This is a genomic window from Glutamicibacter sp. M10, from assembly GCF_025452055.1.
Classification (GTDB): domain Bacteria; phylum Actinomycetota; class Actinomycetes; order Actinomycetales; family Micrococcaceae; genus Glutamicibacter.
The window spans coordinates 3176885-3195881 of sequence record NZ_CP104918.1 but is presented as its reverse complement, the minus strand read 5'-3'; the positions used below and the strand labels follow the sequence as shown (position 1 = coordinate 3195881).

Genomic DNA, 18997 nt, shown 5'->3' with positions numbered 1-18997 from the left:
CGCAATAACAAGCGTGTGCAACTATTTTTTCTAGTGTATCAGGAGTAACGCTATGCCGCTCGGCCTCCTTGCGTTGGCTATCGGTGCTTTTGGCATCGGGCTTACTGAATTTGTCATCATGGGCTTGCTGCCAGACGTAGCCACCGACTTCGCAGTCAGCGAGGCCGCTGCAGGCTGGCTCATTTCCGGTTATGCACTCAGCGTGGTTGTCGGAGCCTTGGGCCTGACCGCCGCCACCGTTCGGCTTCCACGCAAGCCGGTACTGGTCGGTTTGCTGGTTCTCTTCATCATCGGCAACTCGCTCACCGCACTGGCAGGCACCTACGAAGTGGCCATGATTGGCCGCATCATCGCCGCCCTTTGTCACGGAGCATTCTTCGGCATCGGTTCAGTAGTAGCCTCCGACATGGTCCCAGCCAATAAGAAGGCAGGCGCCATTGCCATCATGTTCACCGGCCTGACCGCCGCTAACGTGCTTGGTGTTCCATTCGGCACCCTGCTGGGTCAGCACTCCGGCTGGCGCTCAACCTTCTGGGCTATTTCCGCTATTGGTGTTCTTGCATTGATTGGCATCCTCGTCTTGGTTCCAGCAATCAAGCACGCAGCAGAAGGAATCTCACTGCGACGCGAACTTGGTGCCTTCACCTCTTTGCAGGTCTGGCTATCTTTGGGCGTCACCATCCTGGGCTACGGCGGAATGTTTGGTGCTTTCACCTACATCGCTTACACCCTGACCGAAATCACCGGCTTCAACGAAACCACCGTGCCATGGTTGCTGATGCTCTTCGGCGTTGGCCTCTTTGTGGGTAACTGGATCGGTGGCCGCATGGCCGATAAGAGCATCGACCGCACCTTGCTCTTCTTCATCGCAGCCCTGCTCGTTGTGCTTGTGGTCTTCGGCTTCTTGGCAAGCAACCAGATCGCAACCATCGTTGCCTTGCTACTCATGGGTGGTTTCGGTTTTGGTACCGTTCCTGGTCTGCAAAGCCGCATCATGCAGTACGCCGGCAACGCTCCAACCTTGGCATCAGGTGCCAACATCGGTGCCTTCAACGTGGGTAACGCACTAGGTGCTTGGGCCGGTGGCCTGGGTATCGCTGCAGGCTTGGGTTACACCTCGCCGATCTGGATCGGCGCGATCATCACCTTCGCCGCATTGGTCCTCGTGCTTGTTGCTATGGGCCTGGCCAAGAAGTCTTCGGCAGCAGCACCCGAGCTAGTTCCAGCTAGCTAATCCAAAATTTTCACAAGTCCCTCAAGTAATTTCAAGGAGTTAGATATGACTACCGCAATCCCAACCGTCACCCTGAACAACGGCGTAGAAATGCCACAGGTCGGCTTTGGTGTCTTCCAGGTACCGAACGATGAAACCACCACCGCCGTGGCAGCGGCACTGAAGGCTGGCTACCGCAGCATCGATACCGCTGCGATCTATGTCAACGAAGAGGGCGTCGGCAAGGCATTGGCACAGTCCGGCATTGCCCGTGACGAACTGTTCATCACCTCCAAGCTCTGGATCGCAGAGATGGGATACGAGCAGACCATCGCCGGGCTCGAAGCTAGCCTTGAGCGCTTGGGCCTGGACTACCTAGACCTGTTCTTGATTCACTGGCCAGCTCCAGAAAAGGAACTGTACGTTGAGACCTGGAAGGCTCTTGAGAAGTTGTACGCCGACAAGAAGATCCGCGCCATCGGTGTTTCGAACTTCCAGCCTGAGCACCTGAACAAGCTGATTGCACAAGGAACTATCGTTCCAGCTGTAAATCAGGTTGAGCTTCACCCTGCATTGCAGAATCGTGAAGTGATTGCCGCTAACGCTGAGAACGGTATCGTCACCGAGGCTTGGAGCCCACTGGCTCAGGGCGCAATGCTCACCGACGAAACCATCTTGGCAATTGCCGAGGCTCACCAGATTAGCGCCGCGCAGGTCGTCTTGCGCTGGCACCTACAGCAGGGACGCGTCATCATCCCTAAGTCGGTCACCGAATCACGCATCATCGCCAACCTTGACCTGTTTGGTTTTGAACTGACCAGCGAAGAATTGGCAAGCATTGATGCACTAGACCGCGACGGTCGTACCGGTCCTAACCCGGACACCTTCAACGGCTAATTTGCAGATGCCAACAGGGATACTGCCCGCGCACAATCGCGGGCAGCATCCCTGTTTAATCCGGAATTCAGCTACCTCGCCGACTCGCGCCCACTAATCATGGGTGGAAGGGCTTGGTAAGAAACGCATCGACGCGCGCTATGTGCAGCACAGGAAGGGTTGAGCGCCGAATTTAGGACGATAAGATTTGTGTCCCCTTGTCTGGAATGGCATTGACGTCAGACAACTCAATGCGGTGCGCTGTGCATTGCTTCCAACTTTAATTGATCGTCATCAACTCCACGTGCCACCCGAAGTCGTGGGCTACTTAGTACGGACCAAAGCGTTGACTGCATCAACGATGGTCGCGTCGGGGTGCTGCCGACGATATTCCTTCATGTCTTTAGGATTGAGTTCTCGCGCGTCGGCGGTGACTTCCTGGTTCGCATCAATGGACCAGCCCCAATACAGGATCGCCCAGCCGGCAATGATGCCCCCAATAAGCATGTTGTCGAAAACTATCATTAGTGTGCCTGCCGCGATGGCCAGAAGTAGTAACACGATGTTTCTAGTCGATTTTTTCATAGAGACCTCTTCACTTATGGGCATGCTTTTTGGATTTTTGCGACCCCGACCAGCTCTGCGACCATTCCGCCGAGCGCACCGCCCAAAGCCTGCCGTGTCTATTCATCGCCTTGTAACAGGACTTCCTCTGGGACCTGATCGATGGCGCGAAGGGGTCCTACGATTTGCTGTCGTTCGTTTTGCTGAGTCCATCGAATTCATCGTCTTCTCAGTCATCCGGGGCGTTACGGCGTGAGCGCTTCCCGACACACCTATCGCAAGTGCTCAAGTGCTGAAGCGACAAAAAGGCTGTCGCGTTTCCAAGGTGTTTGCCGGTAGACATGCAAAATACTTGATGGACCTCATTTGAGATTTTTACAGTTGTGCACTGACCAACCTATACTTTCTAAATCCATCTTGTAAATCATACTTTTTTAGGAGGGGAGCTCACTGTCCTCATCTTTTGAATCACGCTCCCAATGGATCGCTTGAGTGCGGGCCTTGTGTGTTCGAGGCGTCAGGCCTTGCTAACCAATAACCAACCGCTGAACCGCTTCTCGAATCGCTTCAATGACATCTTTGACGGTGCTTCGGTGCAGATGTTCGGCCCGCAGTAGAAGGTCGATTTGTCTACCGGAATCTAAACCTTTGATTGGTCGTAAAGTCACCGACGGATCGATGGTTTTACGCACGGTGAATCGTGGCAGAATCCCAAGGCAATCACCGGCTTCTACCAGCGCAGCGGCAGTTGCGTAGTCATTCACGCGGTGCTCAATTCGAGGCGCCTTGCCCGCCAGGGCCGCAATGGTCTCCAGGACATCGGCGGGGAGTATCCCGGACGAGAAACTACCCAACGTTCATTGATAACCTGCGCGGGAGAAAGCTGATCAAACTTGGCTAGCGGATGATCTTGATGGATGGCAATATCCAAAGGTTCAAATGCCAACGGTATGACCTTGATTCGATCTTCTGGCCAAGGCGCGGTGTGGGGCATGCGGTGGGCAAGAACCAAATCGTAGGTTGAGGTAAGCGCAGGAAAATCTTGTTGCGAAACGTCCTCATCGGAAAAGTGCAGCGGTGGCAGTTGTCCTTGCGGAACGGTGAGCAACGGGGCAAACACTGTCTGCCCGATCGAGTGGAATCCAGCGATGCGAATGGGGACGTCTCGGTCTTGATCAACCGTACGAATTTGCGCATTAGCTTCGGCCAAGGTCGAAGCCACAGTAGCGGCAGCCGCAGCTAATAATTTCCCTTCGGCGGTCAGCACCAGCCGACGGCCTTCCTTCTGCGTCAGGGGTGCCGGAAACCCGCGCTGCAACTGAGCCAGGTGCTGAGAAACTGCAGAGGGAGAGACAAAAAGTGCCTTTGCTACAGCATTGACGCTACCCAGATCCGCGAGTTCGCGCAGAATCCGTAGCTGATGTAATTCCATGAAGTAAATGCTAAAGCAATAGATCAGTAGATCGATCTTCTTCTAATATGTTTTCCGTGCGAGTTGAGTGCGACACTTGAAGCAAGACCGTCCGTCGAGTGCACATCCCGACGGCCATCGCCAAAGGATCATGCATGAAAGCACTGTACAAATCAGGCCCCCACGCAGGACTGGAACTTGTGGACCGCCCCGAGCCAGAAGTCGGCGTCCACGACGTCAAAATCCGCGTGATGACCACCGGTATTTGCGGCACCGACCTGCATATCGAAGCCTACGATGACGCTGCCAAAGCGATGATCAATACGCCGCTGGTGCCAGGTCACGAGTTCTACGGCGAAGTTGTTGACACTGGATCCTTTGTCCACGGCGTCAAAGTGGGAGACCGCGTATCAGGTGAAGGCCACGTGGTCTGCGGAATCTGTCGCAACTGTCGTGCCGGACGCAAGCAGATGTGCATCAACGTGGACTCGGTTGGCGTGCAACGCGATGGCGCCTTTGCCGAATATGTGGTGATCCCCGAAAGCAACGTTTACATTCACCGCGACGAACGCATCACCCCATTGCTCGGCGCAATCTTTGATCCTTTTGGCAACGCGGTACACACCGCGCTGCAATTCCCGATGGTTGGCGAAGACGTACTGATCACCGGCGCTGGACCCATCGGTCTGATGTCCGCCGCGGTAGCCCGCCATGTGGGTGCACGCAAGATCGCCATCACCGATATCGCAGATCAACGACTCGAGCTGGCCCAATCCATGGGTGTGGACCTGACAGTAAACGTAGGAACCACTCGAATCGGCCAAGCACAGCGTGATTTGGGCATGGTCGAGGGCTTTGACTACGGCATGGAAATGTCCGGACACGCAAGCGCCTTGCCAGAAATGATCGAGAACATGAATCACGGCGGCAAGATCTGCATGCTCGGTTTGCCTAGTTCTTCCATTGATATCAACTGGGGCAAGGTGGTCACCCACATGCTCACGCTTAGAGGCATCTATGGCCGCGAAATGTTCGAAACCTGGTACGCCATGAGCGCCATGCTCACCAGCTCCGAAGTTATGCGCGAACGCATCTCCTCGGTAGTCACGGACTTTGTTCCGGCTACCGAATGGCAGCAGGGCTTCGAAGCAGCCCGGGGCGGCCACGGCGGCAAAGTCGTTCTCGACTGGACTGTTTTCGCTAGCTAAGCACAACTCGCATCAACAAGGAGCACCACCCATGTACACCGACCTTAAAGACCAGCTCAGCACCGAGCTTGAAGAGCTAAAGACCTCCGGGCTATTCAAAGCCGAACGCCACATTGACTCCGCACAGTCCGCCTCCATTCTGGCCGGTTCCTTGGACACCGATGCCCGTAAGGTACTGAATTTCTGCGCGAATAACTACCTAGGTCTAGCCGATAACGCCCAGATCATTCAGGCCGCAAAAACCGCCATGGACGAGCGCGGCTTCGGCATGGCCTCGGTCCGCTTCATCTGTGGCACCCAAGATGGGCACTTGGAACTGGAAGCCAAGCTCTCACAGTTCCTGGGCACCGAAGACACCATCTTGTTCTCCAGCTGCTTTGATGCCAACGGTGGCGTTTTTGAATCCCTCTTTGGCAAGGAAGACGCCATCATTTCCGATGCGCTGAACCACGCCTCGATTATTGATGGCATCCGTCTGTCCAAGGCCGCCCGATTCCGCTATGCCAACCGCGATATGGCCGATCTGGAAACCCAGTTACAGGCCGCCGCGCAGCTCAACGACGGACAAGGCGCACGCCGCACCATCATTGTCACCGACGGTGTGTTCTCCATGGACGGCTACCTTGCACCACTAGAAGCCATCTGCGATTTGGCCGACAGATACAACGCTCTGGTGATGGTTGATGACTCCCACGCGGTGGGCTTCATGGGCGCAACCGGCGCTGGCACCCCGGAACATGCTGGGGTCTCTGACCGGGTGGATATCTACACCGGTACTTTTGGCAAAGCCCTTGGTGGAGCTTCCGGCGGTTACGTCTCAGGACGCGGTGAAATCGTGGCAATGCTGCGCCAAAAGGCCCGTCCTTACCTGTTCTCCAACTCTTTGGCTCCCTCAATTGTTGCCGCCACGATCAAAGCCCTGGAACTGGTAGTGGACTCCGGGGAACTGCGCGAAAAGCTGTTCGAAAATGCAGCACACTTCCGCCGTCGGATGAGCGAAGAGGGCTTCGAACTGCTCGACGGTGAACATGCGATCATCCCGGTAATGTTCGGCGATGCAATCAAGGCCGCCGACGTGGCAGCCAAGATGCTCGAACGCGGCGTATTTGTCACGGCCTTTAGCTACCCCGTAGTGCCTAAGGGAGCTGCACGCATTCGTGTTCAGCTCTCTGCCGCCCACTCTGCGCAGGATATTGAAGCCTGCGTTCAGGCATTTATCGCCAGCCGCTGAACCGGTACAACGCCCGCCGACGTGTTTCAATAGGAACTACGTGTCAGCACAACCAAAGGCGGAGGACTAATGGCTACAAGGGACGACGTGGCGCGCCTAGCCGGAGTTTCTCCCAGTACCGTGTCCTACGCGATCAGTGGCCGGCGAACTATTTCCGATGCGACCAAAGCCAAAGTTCTGGCAGCCATGCGGGAGCTAAACTATACCCCGGATGCTTTTGCCCAGGGCTTGGCTGGGTCGCGTCGTGGCATCCTGGCTTTGCACTTTCCCACCAGTGTTGACGGCTATTCCTCCACCGAGTTCGAGTACGTCTCCGCGGCCATGGAACGTGCCCGTGCGCTGGGTTATCACATGCTGCTCTGGTCCAATCCCACGACCGATGTGATGGGCTTGGAGAGTTTGGTCGGCCAAAAGCTGGTCGCCGGTGTGCTGCTTATGGAGGTCTCGGTCAACGATCCGCGCTTTGATGTCCTGCGTCGGGCCAAGATCCCATTTGCTTCCATTGGCCGTCCCGATGACAGCGAAGATCTGTCCTATGTCGACAATAATTTTGCCGAAGCCGGACGCATCGCGGTGGATTACCTAGCCGATCTCGGTCACCAATCGATCATGTACATCAACGTGTCTGTGGAAGATCAACAAGCCGGCAACGGCCCGGCCATCCGTACCGCTCGAGCCATCGCCCAAGCAGCGGCGGCGCGAAATATTCCGATGCTTGAAGTCCCGGTGGAGAACAACGCTCGCGGTGGCCGCGAAGCGCTGGAAACCTACCTGCAATTAGCCTCGCGTCCCACGGCTGTACTGGGTCTGAAAGAGTTCGCCACCGCTGGCTTCGTGAACGCCGCAGGTATGGCCTCCTTGCAAATTCCGCAGGACCTTTCGGTCATCGCGTTGGGCGTGAGCGGTCGATCAGCCGAGATGGTTGCTCCTGCCTTGACCACAGTGGCACCCCCTGGCGAACGTATCTCCCAGAAGGCCGTTGATGCACTGGTGCAAGGGATTGAAGCCCGGGTTCCTCAAGTCATTCAAGAGCTAGTCTCCCCAGAAATGGCTGTCCGTCAAAGCTCCGGCCCGGCTCCCAAACCAAAGTCATAATCTACTTTCTGCTGTGCATTTAAGCGCAAGTGTTGACGCGCGTCGATGATCTACGTCACTATAAGAGAGATCATTCGCGCCAGGCCGGATTAACGCGCTCGGTGCTACTCAAGGTGGAGGACAGCATGAAAAGTACAAAACGCGGATTGAAGTTCGCGCCGCTTATTTCAGTGGCAGCGATCAGCATGCTTCTGGCAGGATGCTCCGGCGGTGCAGACCCGAATGACCCTAATGCTTCCGGTGGTGGCGGAGGCGAAGCCCAAGTAGGTAAGGCCGATGGTGTTGTTGACATCTATGGTCCGGTGACCGGCCTCGAAGCCAAATTGTTGGAAAAGTCTTGGGCCAAGTGGTCCGAGGAGAACAACATCAAGATCCGCTACACGGGCGACAAGAACTTTGAATCTCAGATCGGCATCAAGGTCCAAGGTGGAGACACCCCAGACTTGGCCGTATTCCCGCAGCCGGGTCTTCTGCAGGCCACCGTGGCGCAGGGCAAGGTACAAAAACTTCCCGAAGCAGTGCAGAGCCAACTGCAAAGCAACTGGTCCGAAGACTGGCAGAACTACGGCAAGGTTGAAGGCGTCCAGTACGGCGTTCCACTGATGGCCAGCGTCAAGGGTTATGTCTGGTACTCACCAAAGCAGTTCGAAGAGTGGGGTGTGAGCGTACCGAAGACCTGGGACGAGATGACCAACCTTGGCACCGAGATTTCTAAGAAGACCAACGAGCCAGCGTGGTGTGCCGGATTTGCTTCAGGTGAAGCCTCAGGCTGGCCGGGCACCGACTGGATTGAAGACGCCGTACTGCGTCAGGCCGGAACCGAAGCCTACGACAAGTGGGTTGCTGGCGATCTAGAATTTACTTCCCCAGAAGTCACCAGTGCCTTCGAATCGGTGGGAAAGATCCTGTTGGATCCAAAGCAGGTGAATGCCGGATATGGTGACGTTAAGTCGATCAACTCCACCGCATTCGGCGACGTGTCCACCGCAGTGGCCAAGGGAACCTGCCCACTGACCCACCAGGCATCCTTCTTGGAAGGTTATGTTTTGGACTCCAAGAATGCTGACGGTAAAAAGACCACCGTTGCACCAGATGGAGATGTCTGGGCGTTTGTTGCCCCACCTGCTAAGGCCGATGATCCGGTATCCGTCGTTGGCGGTGGCGAATTTGTTGCTGCCTTCTCCAACGATGAAGACACCGCCAAGGTTCAGGAATACCTGGCCAGCGCAGACTGGGCCAATAGCCGCGTTTCACTCGGTGGCGTCATTTCTGCAAACTCCGGACTGGATCCTAAAAATGCCAGCAGCGACCTGTTGCGCTCCGCTGTTGAGCTTCTCCAGGATCCAAATACCACCTTCCGCTTTGATGGTTCGGACTTGATGCCAAAGAGCGTCGGTTCCGACTCCTTCTGGAAGGGACTAGTGGACTGGGTTGATGGCAAGTCCACCAAGGAAGTGCTTGAAAACATTCAGTCCGGTTATGACTCTTAGTCACCGATTAACTCATCGTCAATGGCCGGTTCTGCCGGCCATTGACGGCGTTGTAGGAGTTGTCTGTTATGTCTGAATTTTTCCAGTGGCTTGCTGGTGTGCCACCGCTGGGCCAAATACCCATAGTTCTTCTCGTTTTCGGCGTGCTGGTCTTTGTGATTCTGGCTTTTGTAGAGCTAGCCACTAAACGAGGCCGCGCCTTCACCATCGTTCGGCTTGCCGCCGCCGTACTAGTTCCGGTCATCATCTTGCTGATCCTAGGGCTGTACAACTCAGTGATGTGGGTTGCCGCGATTGCTGCCGTGCTCGGCGCGATACTCTTTTTCATGGACCGACGCTCACGTCACGGCGCAGGCTCCCTACTTCAACTCACAGGCTTTTTGGCCCCGGCAGCGTTGTTGCTCGCCATCGGGTTGATCTACCCAACCATCAGAACCGCGTTCAGCGCATTTATGGCCAATGACGGATCCGGCTTTGTCGGACTTTCGAACTTTGCCTGGGTCTTCACTAGCCCTGATGGTGTGACCGCGTTGCTCAATACCTTGGTTTGGGTACTGGTAGCTCCCGTGGTGTCAACGATTATCGGCCTGGCCTATGCAGTGTTCATCGATAAGAGCCGCGGCGAGAAGTTCTTCAAACTTCTGGTGTTCATGCCAATGGCAATTTCATTTGTCGGCGCATCGATCATTTTAAGTTCTTCTACGACACCCGTCAAGGCGACCAGATCGGTGTTCTGAATGCCATCATCACCGCATTTGGTGCTAAACCTGTTGACTGGCTCGGGCTTGAACCATGGAACACACTGTTCCTGGTCATCATCTTGATCTGGACACAAGCCGGATTCGCCATGGTGATCCTCTCCGCAGCGATCAAGGGTGTACCTACTGAGCAACTTGAAGCAGCTGACCTTGATGGGGCAAGCCCATGGCAACGCTTCGCCAATGTCACTCTTCCCGGGATTCGTTCTTCAGTGATCGTTGTCTTGACCACCATTTCGATTGCTTCGCTCAAGGTTTACGACATCGTCTCATCGATGACCGGTGGCCGTTCAGATACCACGGTGCTCGCCTTCGAGATGGTGCGCCAGTTCCAACTCGGTGCCCGCACCGGCTACAGCTCGGCGTTGGCAGTCATCTTGTTTATCTTGGTTTTGCCGATCATCATCTACAACGTTCGACAGCACAATAAACAAAGGGGCATCTGATGAGCGCCGTCAGCGAATCATCTCGGCGCCTGATCAAGGCCACCGAAAAAACCAGCGGGAAGCTGCGTAAGGCCACTACTTCTCGCGGGGCTACCCTCGCCGCATTTATCATTGCTGCGGTATGGACCATCCCTACCTTTGGCCTTTTTGTCTCCTCATTCAGGCAAGCAGATGACATCAAGACCTCGGGCTGGTGGACGGCCCTGTCCAATCCGTCATTCACGTTGGACAATTACGCTCAGGCCTTCGCTTCGGGTGATAGCTTGCCGTTGTCCAAAGCATTCTTGAACTCGCTGGTCATCACCATTCCGGCGGCGATTATACCGATCATCATTGCCAGCCTCGCGGCCTACGCATTTGCTTGGATCAATTTCAAAGGTCGCAATACGCTGTTCGTTCTGGTGTTTGCCCTGCAGATTGTTCCGATCCAAATGGTGTTGGTTCCGTTGCTCCAGCTATTTTCGGACGGAGTGAAAATCGGTGGGCTGTATATCCTGCCGGGGTTGGGCATCAATGGACTTGACGGTGCCTATGCCAAGGTCTGGATTGCCCACACCATCATTGCCTTGCCGCTAGCAATATTCATGTTGCACAACTTCATTTCGGAAATCCCTAACGAAGTCATCGAGGCCGCCCGAGTTGATGGTGCTGGTCATGGAAAGATCTTCTCGCGAATTGTTCTTCCCTTGTCCATGCCCGCGATTGCATCTTTCGGAATTTTCCAATTCCTCTGGGTATGGAATGACCTCTTGGTGGCAACGGTCTTCACCTCCGGTGGAGAACTACCGATTACCAAAGCGTTGCAGGATCTCTCGGGTACTTACGGACAATCGTGGGAGCTGCTCACCGCGGGCGCGTTCATTTCGATGATCGTTCCTCTGGCAGTGTTCTTTGCGCTGCAGCGCTTCTTCGTTCGAGGTCTGCTCGCCGGAGCAACCAAGGGCTAAAGCAAAGCTGGAATCACCATCTCACCAACGGCCTCGGTCCCTGCCGAACATCACTTGCAGATGCTCAGTAGGGACCGAGGCCGCTGCTATATCTGCCCCTTCGAGACGCACGTCTGAAATCCCGGATTCGAAACTGGGCGAGAACAAAAACTTCACATCCCTACCGCGTAGGCTCAAGAAGAGTAGGGAAATTGTTAATCGCTTGCACGCGGCGAGCTGCGGCAGATAACTGGAAGGGCCAGCCCATGGGTACAACATTGCTGACGAATATCGCTCAACTTGTCACCGTTGATGCCACCGGCAGCGTGTTGCAGAACGCCGCAGTACTCATCTGTGAGGACCGAATCCAGTGGATCGGCGCCGCGGCTGAAGCACCAACAGCCGATACAGTTCACGACCTTACGGGAAAAACCGTGCTGCCAGGTTGGGTCGACTCACACAGTCACCTGCTCTTTGGGGGAGACCGAGCCGAAGAGTTTGTTGCCCGCATGGCCGGCCAGTCCTACGCAGCCGGCGGAATTGCGGTCACCACCTCAGCCACCAGAAACCTGACCGATGACGAGCTTACTAATTTAGTCACCTCACGCCGTGCCGAAGCCCTATCCATGGGAACAACATGGATGGAAACCAAAACCGGCTACGGATTGGAGCTGACTGAGGAGATCCGTCATGCGCGCTTGGGCGGACCAATCGTTGATACCCTCACCTTCCTTGGAGCGCATCTGGTTCCTGCCGGTTCCGACGCCGATGAATATACCGACCTGGTTGCCGGTCCCATGCTTGATGCAGTGGCAGAGCAGGTCGACTTTGTTGATGTATTCTGCGAACGCGGAGCCTTCAACGAGGAGCAAACCCGTCGCGTTCTGCAAGCAGCCCAAGACAAAAATCTGTCGACCAAAGTTCACGGAAACCAGCTGGGCGCAGGCCCTGGGGTGAAGCTGGCCGTCGAATTCGGTAGCCATTCGGTAGACCACGTAAATTACCTAGACGACTCGGATATCCAGGCGCTCGCCGGAAGCTGGAGCAAATGGGATCGCCAGACTCGCTCTGGGAAGCCAGGAACTGTAGCCACCTGTCTGCCTGCTTGCGACTTGTCGACCAGGCAGCCGCTGGCCCCAGGGCGTGACCTATTGGACGCTGGGGTGAACATTGCCTTGGCCAGTAACTGCAATCCCGGAACCAGCTACACCAGCAACATGAACTTCTGCGTGGCTACCGCGGTGTTGCAAATGAACCTGTCATTGGCCGAAGCCATCGAGGCAGCCACCTATGGCGGAGCGCTGGCACTGGGCATTGCCGACCAGGTGGGCTCCATCGAGGTTGGCAAGCGTGCAGACCTGCACGTTCTTGATGCTCCGGGGCTGCACACCTGGCTTATCGGCCGGGAATGGACCTGACGCACAGTGTTTATCAAGCAGGCCAGCTGGTGCGCTGAGGCGATAACCCCACGACTTGTTCCGGCCGGATTGTCGAAAATCTGGCAGTCAAATAGGCATTCGTGATAAACAAGAACCATGGCTAATACTGCTTTTAAGGGAACTCCCGTACAGACCATTGGTGAACTGCCAGCCGTAGGCGCGCAGGCTCCATCATTCACCCTCACCGACACCGACCTTGCGGACCTCACCAGCGATTCGCTGGCTGGCCGTCGCGTTGTCTTGAACATCTTCCCGTCGGTTGATACCGGCGTTTGCGCTGCTAGCGTTCGTCAATTCAACGAGCTGGCTGCTGGCCTAGAGAACACCACCGTTGTGTGCGTTTCTGCTGACCTGCCATTCGCACTGGGCCGCTTCTGCGGTGCAGAGAACATCGAGAATGTTTCGGCTGCTTCGGTCTTCCGTTCGGACTTCGGTTCGGATTACGGCGTAACCCAGATCGACGGTCCACTGGCTGGCCTGCTGGCCCGCTCGGTCATCGTCTTGGACGAAACCGGCAAGGTGACCTACACCCAGGTTGTTCCGGAAATCACCACCGAGCCAGACTACGATGCAGCTATCGCAGCACTGAGCTAATCACTTGTCGCATCAATCCTGATGCGCACAAGAGGCCCATCCGAACATCAAGTTTGGATGGGCCTCTTGCTTCCCCAGAAGTTATCGAACAAACCGCTGATTCGCTAAAACGTGTTCGAGCGGGGTAACGACAGCCTCAACAATAACTATGATGCGACCGGTGCAACAGATACTTTGAGTTCATGTCCTACCAAATTGCGCGTGACGAAAGTCAGCGAATTTGAATAACCGTCGAGGGTGATTTGTTCGCGGACCATTCCGCCTTCACGGTTGCACGGAACGGTGATTTGGCCATGGTTCTGCTTCTTATCGCTTTGCCATGTGATGACAGACGAGTTGTTTTCGCCTGAGCACTCAAGTATCACGGAATAGCTGCCACCTTGAAGTGGAACAGCAAGAGATATCTTTTGGTCCTCATCTTCAACTGTCGTGGCGATCGCCACGAGCTCGTGGCTTTGCATCGGTTCTAAAGTCTCCGAACTCTTCCGCGTCGGAGCGTTGGAGTCGCTGACCGAACATCCTGTGAGTGCAACCGAAATGCCTACAACGAAAGCGAGTGGCAGTGCCTCTTTCAGTTTCAATATTTCCCTCGTTTAGAAAGCTATGACCCGAAACTGGATTCCGTTTGAAGAGAACACCGTTTCTGATCCGCTTGAAATCATAATTCCTGAGGCGTATTTGCGCCATTTGAAGATGTAAAACCTGCCTTGAACGCGTGTGGTATCCGAGTACTTTCTAACCGCATCAATGGGGCTCTTCACAATCGAGAGTGTAGAACCTTCCTGAAGCTGCCGGTCTCCAGCAACGACCGTGCAGTAGAGTGCGGAAGATTCCGGAATCCCAGCGCGATACCCCGCAAATGTTCCAAGCGCCCAGACGCTGAGCTCTAGTTCCTTATGTTGCAGGCCCAAAGCTGGAGTAGCTGGATTGTTTGTGGTGTCATAAACACGTGCTCGCGGTACACGGTAGCCTTCATAATGCGTCCCGATGGCCGCGCTGAAAAACAGAAACTCGACACCTTCACCGATGAGCTTCAGTTTGTGCGCTCCACGGCGATGCGCGAGTCGTTGGGCCGCTTCGTTGGGACAGGGGTCCAGAGGTTCAACCATCAGTTCTTCACCGCCTGCGCGGCCTCTAGGATTCGCGGCCCAATCTTGTCTATCAGCTTGTCGATGTTCCGATCATCGGCGCGCAAAAGGGTATCGGAGAGCCGCTCCAAACTCATCAGGCCAAGCCAGATTGTTGCTCGATAGGCTTCGTCCCGATTCGGTGCGATCAGATCCACCATCTGAAGACCGTGCCACAGGCTCAGGTACGCGGTATTCAGCGCAGGATCCCACGCCGCGGCAAGATCCCAGTCCAGGATGCCGATCAGCTCTTCACCCACCCAGTGCATATTGTGTCCAGCTAGATCGCCGTGGACCAACCCCGGCGGGACCTGGGCCAGCTCATCTAGCTGTGCCCAAAGCCTTCTGGCAGCCCCACGCAGTTGATCGGGCAAGGCGTCGAAACACTGCTGCTGGCGTTTTTCGGTCCACTCACCGCGGAAAGCAAAGGGCTCGGCCAGATACTTGCTCAGAGGTTCCAATTCAACAGCAGCCAGATCATTAACCAGCTTTCCCAAAACTTTCGGATCCCCATAGTGCGGTTCGTGGGCACTGCCAGGGACGAAACTCATGGCCACCGAACTGAGCCCGTCAACCTGCAGAATCTGCGAGGTCGCCACCGGGATCTGATATTCGAGTTGACCGGAAAGTTGCTCCAGCAGCTTCACCGAACGCGGCATCTGCGCGCTAGCTTGGGGAGTGCGGGCCATACGAATCACCGAATGCGGATTGGCGATGACTACCTTGTGGAACTGGCCGCCCTCATTAACTCCGGCATCTTCCCATGAAAGATCGGGGCGTAATTGGCGGGCGATACGCAGTTCTTCGCTGGTGGCAGGACGACTCACACATGCTCCTTTACTTCACTACCTTTAGGTTACCTCAGCACAAACACAGCCTAATCAGCCTATGATCTATTGCGTGAGTGTCGAAGAATTTGGGCCAAGCCCAACACGAAAGATCCTGAAATTTGAGATCGTTGTGGTCCTAGCTTTGTCCTTGGGTCAAAGCGCGGTGTACTCGATTCTTAGCTTCGCCGACAAACTCACCCGCGGACCGTTGCACGAACAGACCACGTCGCTGAACAACCAACTGAGCAACCGCGAATTTTTTGACTTCTCCTACCAGCTACTCGATATCCTCTTTGCCTTGGTGCCGGTGCTGCTGGCCCTTTACCTGATGAAGCGCAGCACCGGGCGAGGGGTGCGCGAGATCGGCTTTGACCTACGCACCCCGGGCAAAGATGCGCTCTTTGGTGTTGGCCTGTTCCTGGCCATGGGGCTTGGCACCCTAGGCGTTTATGCAGCCGGCCGAGCACTGGGGATCACCACCGCGATCTCGGCGGCCAACCTAGGGGACTACTGGTGGAGCGTACCGGTGTTGTTACTCTCGGCGGTGCGCCATGCGGTTCTGGAAGAAGTGCTCATGCTCGGCTTCCTGTTCACCTACGCAAAGAAGCTGAACCTAGGATTGTGGACCACGATCATCGGCTCGGCGGTGATCCGCGGCAGTTACCACCTGTACCAAGGAGTGGGGCCGATGATCGGCAATATGCTCATGGGCGTGGTGTTCGGCTGGGTTTATCAAAAGTACGGTCGAGTGATGCCACTGGTGATCGCGCACTTCCTGCTTGATGCCATCGGCTTTGTCGGTTATGCCCTGATCGGTCCGGCGATCGGGATCGGCAACTAAACCCCTAAACTGTAGGCATGCAGATTTCACAGCTGACCGCGCAACAGATAAAACAAGCCGTGGCACTGTGGGAAGCCACCGGGCTGACCCGGCCGTGGAATGATCCATACGCCGATGCGCAGCGTGCCTTAGATACCCCAACTTCCACGGTGCTGGCCGTGATCGAGGAAGACAAAGTTGTTGCCACTGCGATGGTGGGCCACGACGGACACCGTGGCTGGCTCTACTATGTGGCCGTTGATCCGCTCAAGCAGGGTACCGGGCTTGGCAGCACAATGGTTCAGGCCGCAACAAGCTGGCTAGTGGACCGTGGTGTGCCCAAGGTGCAGTTGATGGTGCGTAATGAAAACGCTGCCGTGCTCAATTTCTATGAGCGTCTGGGATTTGTGGACCAAAACGTTGTGGTTCTAGGCAAGCGTCTGGATGCCAGCACATAAAAAGAGGTAGGTGGGGACGCCATTGTCCCCGCCTACCTTTGAAAGATGTTGTTGTTACAGCACAACCGGACCGTTATCGGTTTCGAAGGTCACCGTCATGATTCCCGGGGTACCGTTGGGTGCCTCATAGTCCATGACTACTGGGCCCAGATTCACGTTTTCAGGTTGCCCCAACCATTCCAGCACACGATCACGCGAGCCGGCAATGGTGATCTCGCTGATCGCGCCGCTCGGTTCAAGTGCCTTGGAAGGATGCAGATCCTTAGCTTCTTCGTCCCAGGAAATCAGGTACGGGCACTGCGGGTCGGCGATCAAACCCTTAATGCCGATCTGCTGCCAGGTCAGCTCGCGACCATCGGGGAATTTGCGGTTGCCCGGAACCGACTTGCGGCCCAGCCGTTCTTCGGCGCTGGACAGATCGTCCACCGAAACACACCAGCCCATCCAGCCACCGCCGAGCTCAGAACGCGCTCGCACCGCTTGGCCAAAAGGAGCCTTGTCGCTGGCGGGGTGGTTGAGCACTTCAACCACTTCCAAATACTGACCATGCTTCAACGGGAAGATGACATTACGTGTTCCGAAGCGCGGATGCACGCCTCCCTTAACGAACTCCAAACCCAAGGCCTCGGAGATTCTCTGCGCGGTTGGCAACAACCCATCTGGGCCGCAGGCATAACTTACGTGATCTAACCTCATCATGTGCCCATCATGACAACATGTGATGACAGTCTCTACTTAGGCAAGCCTAATTTTTAATCGGTGATCGAATTCTCTGCACCCAAATCGCGTCTGGCGCGAAATATGACCGATTACTACCCCCTTTGCACTCTCACATTGCAAAAATCTTCGGTTTTCGGGCACACTGGAAGTAGGTCATGAGTCCCAGTAACAAGCCCCGGCTTACTGGGCGGCAACCCTCCAACCGCGGTGGGGTGCCCCGGGTGAAGACCTGGCCCTTAGGAGCAAAAAGCTGCTAAGGACAAGCGCGGGTAACCCTGGAAGTGCCTTCATGAGGATCTTTCTGTCGGTGTCTTCTCAGTGGTCTACCCCAAAAGTCACAGAACTATTTTTGGAGGAAACCATGAGCAATAACTGGTCATTTGAAACCCGTCAGATCCACTCCGGGCAGACCCCAGATCCAACCACCGGTGCCCGGGCACTACCGATCTTCCAGACCACTTCCTTTGTCTTCCCAAGCGCAGAAAGTGCTGCAGCCCGTTTTGCGCTGCAGGAACTGGAACCGATCTACACCCGCATCGGCAACCCCACCACCGACGCAGTAGAAACTCGCATCGCCGATCTAGAAGGCGGCGTGGGCGCGCTGTTGCTGTCCTCCGGACAGGCCGCGACCACCTTGGCCATCCTGAACCTCGCCGAGTCCGGCGATCACCTGGTGGCCAGCCCAAGTTTGTACGGCGGAACCCAGAATCTGCTTAAGCACACGCTTAAGCGTCTGGGCATCGAGGTCAGCTTTGTGGCCGACCCGGATAACCTGCAGGATTGGCGCGACGCGGTGCGCCCAAACACCAAGGCGTTCTTCGGCGAAACCATTTCCAACCCACGCCAAGACGTGCTGGACATCGAAGAAATCGCCAAGATCGCCCATGAAAATGGAGTGCCGCTGCTGGTGGATAACACCCTGGCCACTCCGTACCTGATCCGCCCGATCGAATTTGGGGCTGACATCGTCATCCACTCGGCCACCAAATTCCTGGGCGGTCACGGCAACGCGATCGCCGGGGTGATTGTGGACTCGGGCAACTTTGACTTTGCCAAGGACCCGCAGCGCTTCCCGGGCTTTAACACCCCGGACGAGTCCTACAACGGCCTGGTTTTTGCTCGCGATCTTGGCGTGAACGGCATCCTCGGCGCCAACCTGGCCTACATCCTCAAGACGCGAGTCCAGCTCTTGCGCGATTTGGGTTCAGCGCTGTCACCTTTAACGCGTTCTTGATCGCCCAGGGGCTAGAAACCCTGTCCCTGCGCGTTGAGCGCCACGGTGAAAACGCGCGCGAAGTGGCCAACTGGCTCGAAGCCCGTGATGAAGTGCAGCAGGTCGCCTATGCGGGCCTAGCCTCCTCACCGTGGTTTGAGCGCGCCAAGAAGTACAGCCAGCACGGCGCCGGATCGGTGCTCGCCTTTGAGCTTTCTGGCGGTGCGCCGGCAGGCCAAGCCTTTGTAAACGCCCTTGAGCTGCACTCCCATGTGGCCAACATCGGCGATGTGCGCTCGCTGGCCATCCACCCGGCGTCCACCACCCACGCTCAGCTCTCCGAGGCCGATCAGCTTGCCGCGGGCGTAAGCCCCGGCTTGGTGCGCTTGAGCGTCGGACTAGAAAATATCAAGGACATTTTGGCCGATCTCCAGTTGGGCTTTAACGCTGTGGCAGCCCTTGAGAATAAGGAATTGCAGGAAACGCTCTAGGTATGGCATCCATTGCAACCAACGAAGAAACACCGCTCGCCCACGGCCAAGACGGCATGACGCGCCGTAGCGCTGTGGGGAGTACCA

17 protein-coding genes, 3 pseudogenes and 1 riboswitch are annotated in these 18997 nt (G+C 56.0%); of the genes and pseudogenes, 14 read left to right on the top strand and 6 right to left on the bottom strand.

The window, feature by feature from the left end:
* The first annotated feature begins 52 nt into the window (after positions 1-52).
* Together N6V40_RS15515 and N6V40_RS15510 are read left to right on the top strand one after the other, a co-directional pair.
* The gene (locus N6V40_RS15515; RefSeq protein WP_131090093.1) at positions 53-1234 is read left to right on the top strand and encodes an MFS transporter; all 1182 of its coding nucleotides are present in this window, start codon (positions 53-55) and stop codon (positions 1232-1234) included.
* Positions 1235-1279: 45 nt separating this feature from the next.
* On the top strand, positions 1280-2110 hold the full coding sequence (locus N6V40_RS15510; RefSeq protein ID WP_262198159.1) for an aldo/keto reductase: 831 nt from the start codon (positions 1280-1282) through the stop codon (positions 2108-2110).
* Positions 2111-2413: 303 nt separating this feature from the next.
* Here the strand turns inward: N6V40_RS15510 and N6V40_RS15505 are convergent, their stop codons facing one another.
* Positions 2414-2674, bottom strand: a complete 261-nt coding sequence (locus N6V40_RS15505) for a hypothetical protein (protein ID WP_165477358.1) — start codon at positions 2672-2674, stop codon at positions 2414-2416.
* A 506-nt stretch (positions 2675-3180) separates the two neighbouring features.
* Positions 3181-4085 (bottom strand): annotated as a pseudogene (locus tag N6V40_RS15500) (LysR family transcriptional regulator).
* Between the two features lie 134 nt (positions 4086-4219).
* Here N6V40_RS15500 and tdh point away from each other — a divergent pair.
* The 9 genes and pseudogenes from tdh (at position 4220) to tpx (ending at position 13251) form a co-directional block, all read left to right on the top strand.
* Positions 4220-5272, top strand: coding sequence for an L-threonine 3-dehydrogenase (gene tdh, locus N6V40_RS15495; protein WP_131090089.1), 1053 nt, complete (start codon positions 4220-4222; stop codon positions 5270-5272).
* A gap of 31 nt (positions 5273-5303) precedes the next feature.
* On the top strand, positions 5304-6503 hold the full coding sequence (locus tag N6V40_RS15490; protein WP_131090088.1) for a glycine C-acetyltransferase: 1200 nt from the start codon (positions 5304-5306) through the stop codon (positions 6501-6503).
* Between the two features lie 69 nt (positions 6504-6572).
* Complete coding sequence (locus N6V40_RS15485) at positions 6573-7598, top strand: LacI family DNA-binding transcriptional regulator (protein ID WP_131090087.1); 1026 nt, start codon at positions 6573-6575, stop codon at positions 7596-7598.
* Between the two features lie 125 nt (positions 7599-7723).
* A complete protein-coding gene (locus tag N6V40_RS15480) occupies positions 7724-9088 on the top strand; it encodes an ABC transporter substrate-binding protein (protein WP_131090086.1) in 1365 nt (454 codons plus the stop codon).
* Positions 9089-9156: 68 nt separating this feature from the next.
* A complete protein-coding gene (locus N6V40_RS15475) occupies positions 9157-9825 on the top strand; it encodes an ABC transporter permease family protein (RefSeq protein ID WP_262198158.1) in 669 nt (222 codons plus the stop codon).
* Positions 9756-10292: a carbohydrate ABC transporter permease gene (locus N6V40_RS15470; RefSeq protein WP_315973814.1), complete on the top strand. Its 537-nt coding sequence runs from the start codon at positions 9756-9758 to the stop codon at positions 10290-10292. The genes N6V40_RS15475 and N6V40_RS15470 overlap by 70 nt, the downstream gene beginning before the upstream one ends.
* Positions 10292-11239 (top strand): carbohydrate ABC transporter permease, encoded by a 948-nt coding sequence (locus tag N6V40_RS15465; RefSeq protein ID WP_131090084.1) that lies wholly within the window; start codon positions 10292-10294, stop codon positions 11237-11239. Before N6V40_RS15470 ends, N6V40_RS15465 begins: the two co-directional genes overlap by 1 nt.
* Before the next feature lie 245 nt (positions 11240-11484).
* Positions 11485-12674 (top strand): annotated as a pseudogene (gene hutI / locus N6V40_RS15460) (imidazolonepropionase).
* Positions 12675-12753: 79 nt separating this feature from the next.
* Positions 12754-13251: a thiol peroxidase gene (tpx, locus tag N6V40_RS15455; RefSeq protein ID WP_131090082.1), complete on the top strand. Its 498-nt coding sequence runs from the start codon at positions 12754-12756 to the stop codon at positions 13249-13251.
* Positions 13252-13397: 146 nt separating this feature from the next.
* Here the strand turns inward: tpx and N6V40_RS15450 are convergent, their stop codons facing one another.
* From N6V40_RS15450 to N6V40_RS15440, 3 genes are read right to left on the bottom strand one after another with little or no spacing between them, the layout of a single operon-like run.
* Positions 13398-13832: a hypothetical protein gene (locus N6V40_RS15450; RefSeq protein ID WP_131090081.1), complete on the bottom strand. Its 435-nt coding sequence runs from the start codon at positions 13830-13832 to the stop codon at positions 13398-13400.
* Between the two features lie 12 nt (positions 13833-13844).
* A complete protein-coding gene (locus N6V40_RS15445; RefSeq protein WP_262198157.1) occupies positions 13845-14360 on the bottom strand; it encodes a hypothetical protein in 516 nt (171 codons plus the stop codon).
* Positions 14360-15205: an aminoglycoside phosphotransferase family protein gene (locus N6V40_RS15440; RefSeq protein WP_262198156.1), complete on the bottom strand. Its 846-nt coding sequence runs from the start codon at positions 15203-15205 to the stop codon at positions 14360-14362. The genes N6V40_RS15445 and N6V40_RS15440 overlap by 1 nt, the downstream gene beginning before the upstream one ends.
* A gap of 73 nt (positions 15206-15278) precedes the next feature.
* Between N6V40_RS15440 and N6V40_RS15435 the strand changes: the two genes are divergently transcribed.
* Entirely contained in the window at positions 15279-16049 is a 771-nt protein-coding gene (locus N6V40_RS15435) for a CPBP family intramembrane glutamic endopeptidase (protein WP_262198155.1), read from the top strand.
* A 17-nt stretch (positions 16050-16066) separates the two neighbouring features.
* Positions 16067-16486: a GNAT family acetyltransferase gene (locus N6V40_RS15430; RefSeq protein ID WP_262198154.1), complete on the top strand. Its 420-nt coding sequence runs from the start codon at positions 16067-16069 to the stop codon at positions 16484-16486.
* 54 nt (positions 16487-16540) lie between these two features.
* On the opposite strand, the gene N6V40_RS15425 is transcribed toward N6V40_RS15430, so the two are convergent.
* Positions 16541-17185 (bottom strand): VOC family protein, encoded by a 645-nt coding sequence (locus N6V40_RS15425; RefSeq protein WP_262198153.1) that lies wholly within the window; start codon positions 17183-17185, stop codon positions 16541-16543.
* 172 nt (positions 17186-17357) lie between these two features.
* Positions 17358-17478, top strand: a riboswitch (SAM riboswitch).
* Positions 17479-17567: 89 nt separating this feature from the next.
* Here N6V40_RS15425 and N6V40_RS15420 point away from each other — a divergent pair.
* Positions 17568-18910, top strand: a pseudogene (locus N6V40_RS15420) (bifunctional o-acetylhomoserine/o-acetylserine sulfhydrylase).
* Positions 18911-18997: the final 87 nt, after the last annotated feature.

Bases quoted from the DNA above. Each gene is read 5' to 3' on its own strand.
- tpx (WP_131090082.1), top strand. From the start codon at position 12,754: ATGGCTAATACTGCTTTTAAGGGAACTCCCGTACAGACCATTGGTGAA.
- N6V40_RS15425 (WP_262198153.1), bottom strand. From the start codon at position 17,185: ATGATGAGGTTAGATCACGTAAGTTATGCCTGCGGCCCAGATGGGTTG.
- N6V40_RS15465 (WP_131090084.1), top strand. From the start codon at position 10,292: ATGAGCGCCGTCAGCGAATCATCTCGGCGCCTGATCAAGGCCACCGAA.
- N6V40_RS15505 (WP_165477358.1), bottom strand. From the start codon at position 2,674: ATGAAAAAATCGACTAGAAACATCGTGTTACTACTTCTGGCCATCGCG.
- N6V40_RS15445 (WP_262198157.1), bottom strand. From the start codon at position 14,360: ATGGTTGAACCTCTGGACCCCTGTCCCAACGAAGCGGCCCAACGACTC.
- tdh (WP_131090089.1), top strand. From the start codon at position 4,220: ATGAAAGCACTGTACAAATCAGGCCCCCACGCAGGACTGGAACTTGTG.
- N6V40_RS15475 (WP_262198158.1), top strand. From the start codon at position 9,157: ATGTCTGAATTTTTCCAGTGGCTTGCTGGTGTGCCACCGCTGGGCCAA.
- N6V40_RS15510 (WP_262198159.1), top strand. From the start codon at position 1,280: ATGACTACCGCAATCCCAACCGTCACCCTGAACAACGGCGTAGAAATG.
- N6V40_RS15515 (WP_131090093.1), top strand. From the start codon at position 53: ATGCCGCTCGGCCTCCTTGCGTTGGCTATCGGTGCTTTTGGCATCGGG.
- N6V40_RS15480 (WP_131090086.1), top strand. From the start codon at position 7,724: ATGAAAAGTACAAAACGCGGATTGAAGTTCGCGCCGCTTATTTCAGTG.
- N6V40_RS15430 (WP_262198154.1), top strand. From the start codon at position 16,067: ATGCAGATTTCACAGCTGACCGCGCAACAGATAAAACAAGCCGTGGCA.
- N6V40_RS15485 (WP_131090087.1), top strand. From the start codon at position 6,573: ATGGCTACAAGGGACGACGTGGCGCGCCTAGCCGGAGTTTCTCCCAGT.
- N6V40_RS15490 (WP_131090088.1), top strand. From the start codon at position 5,304: ATGTACACCGACCTTAAAGACCAGCTCAGCACCGAGCTTGAAGAGCTA.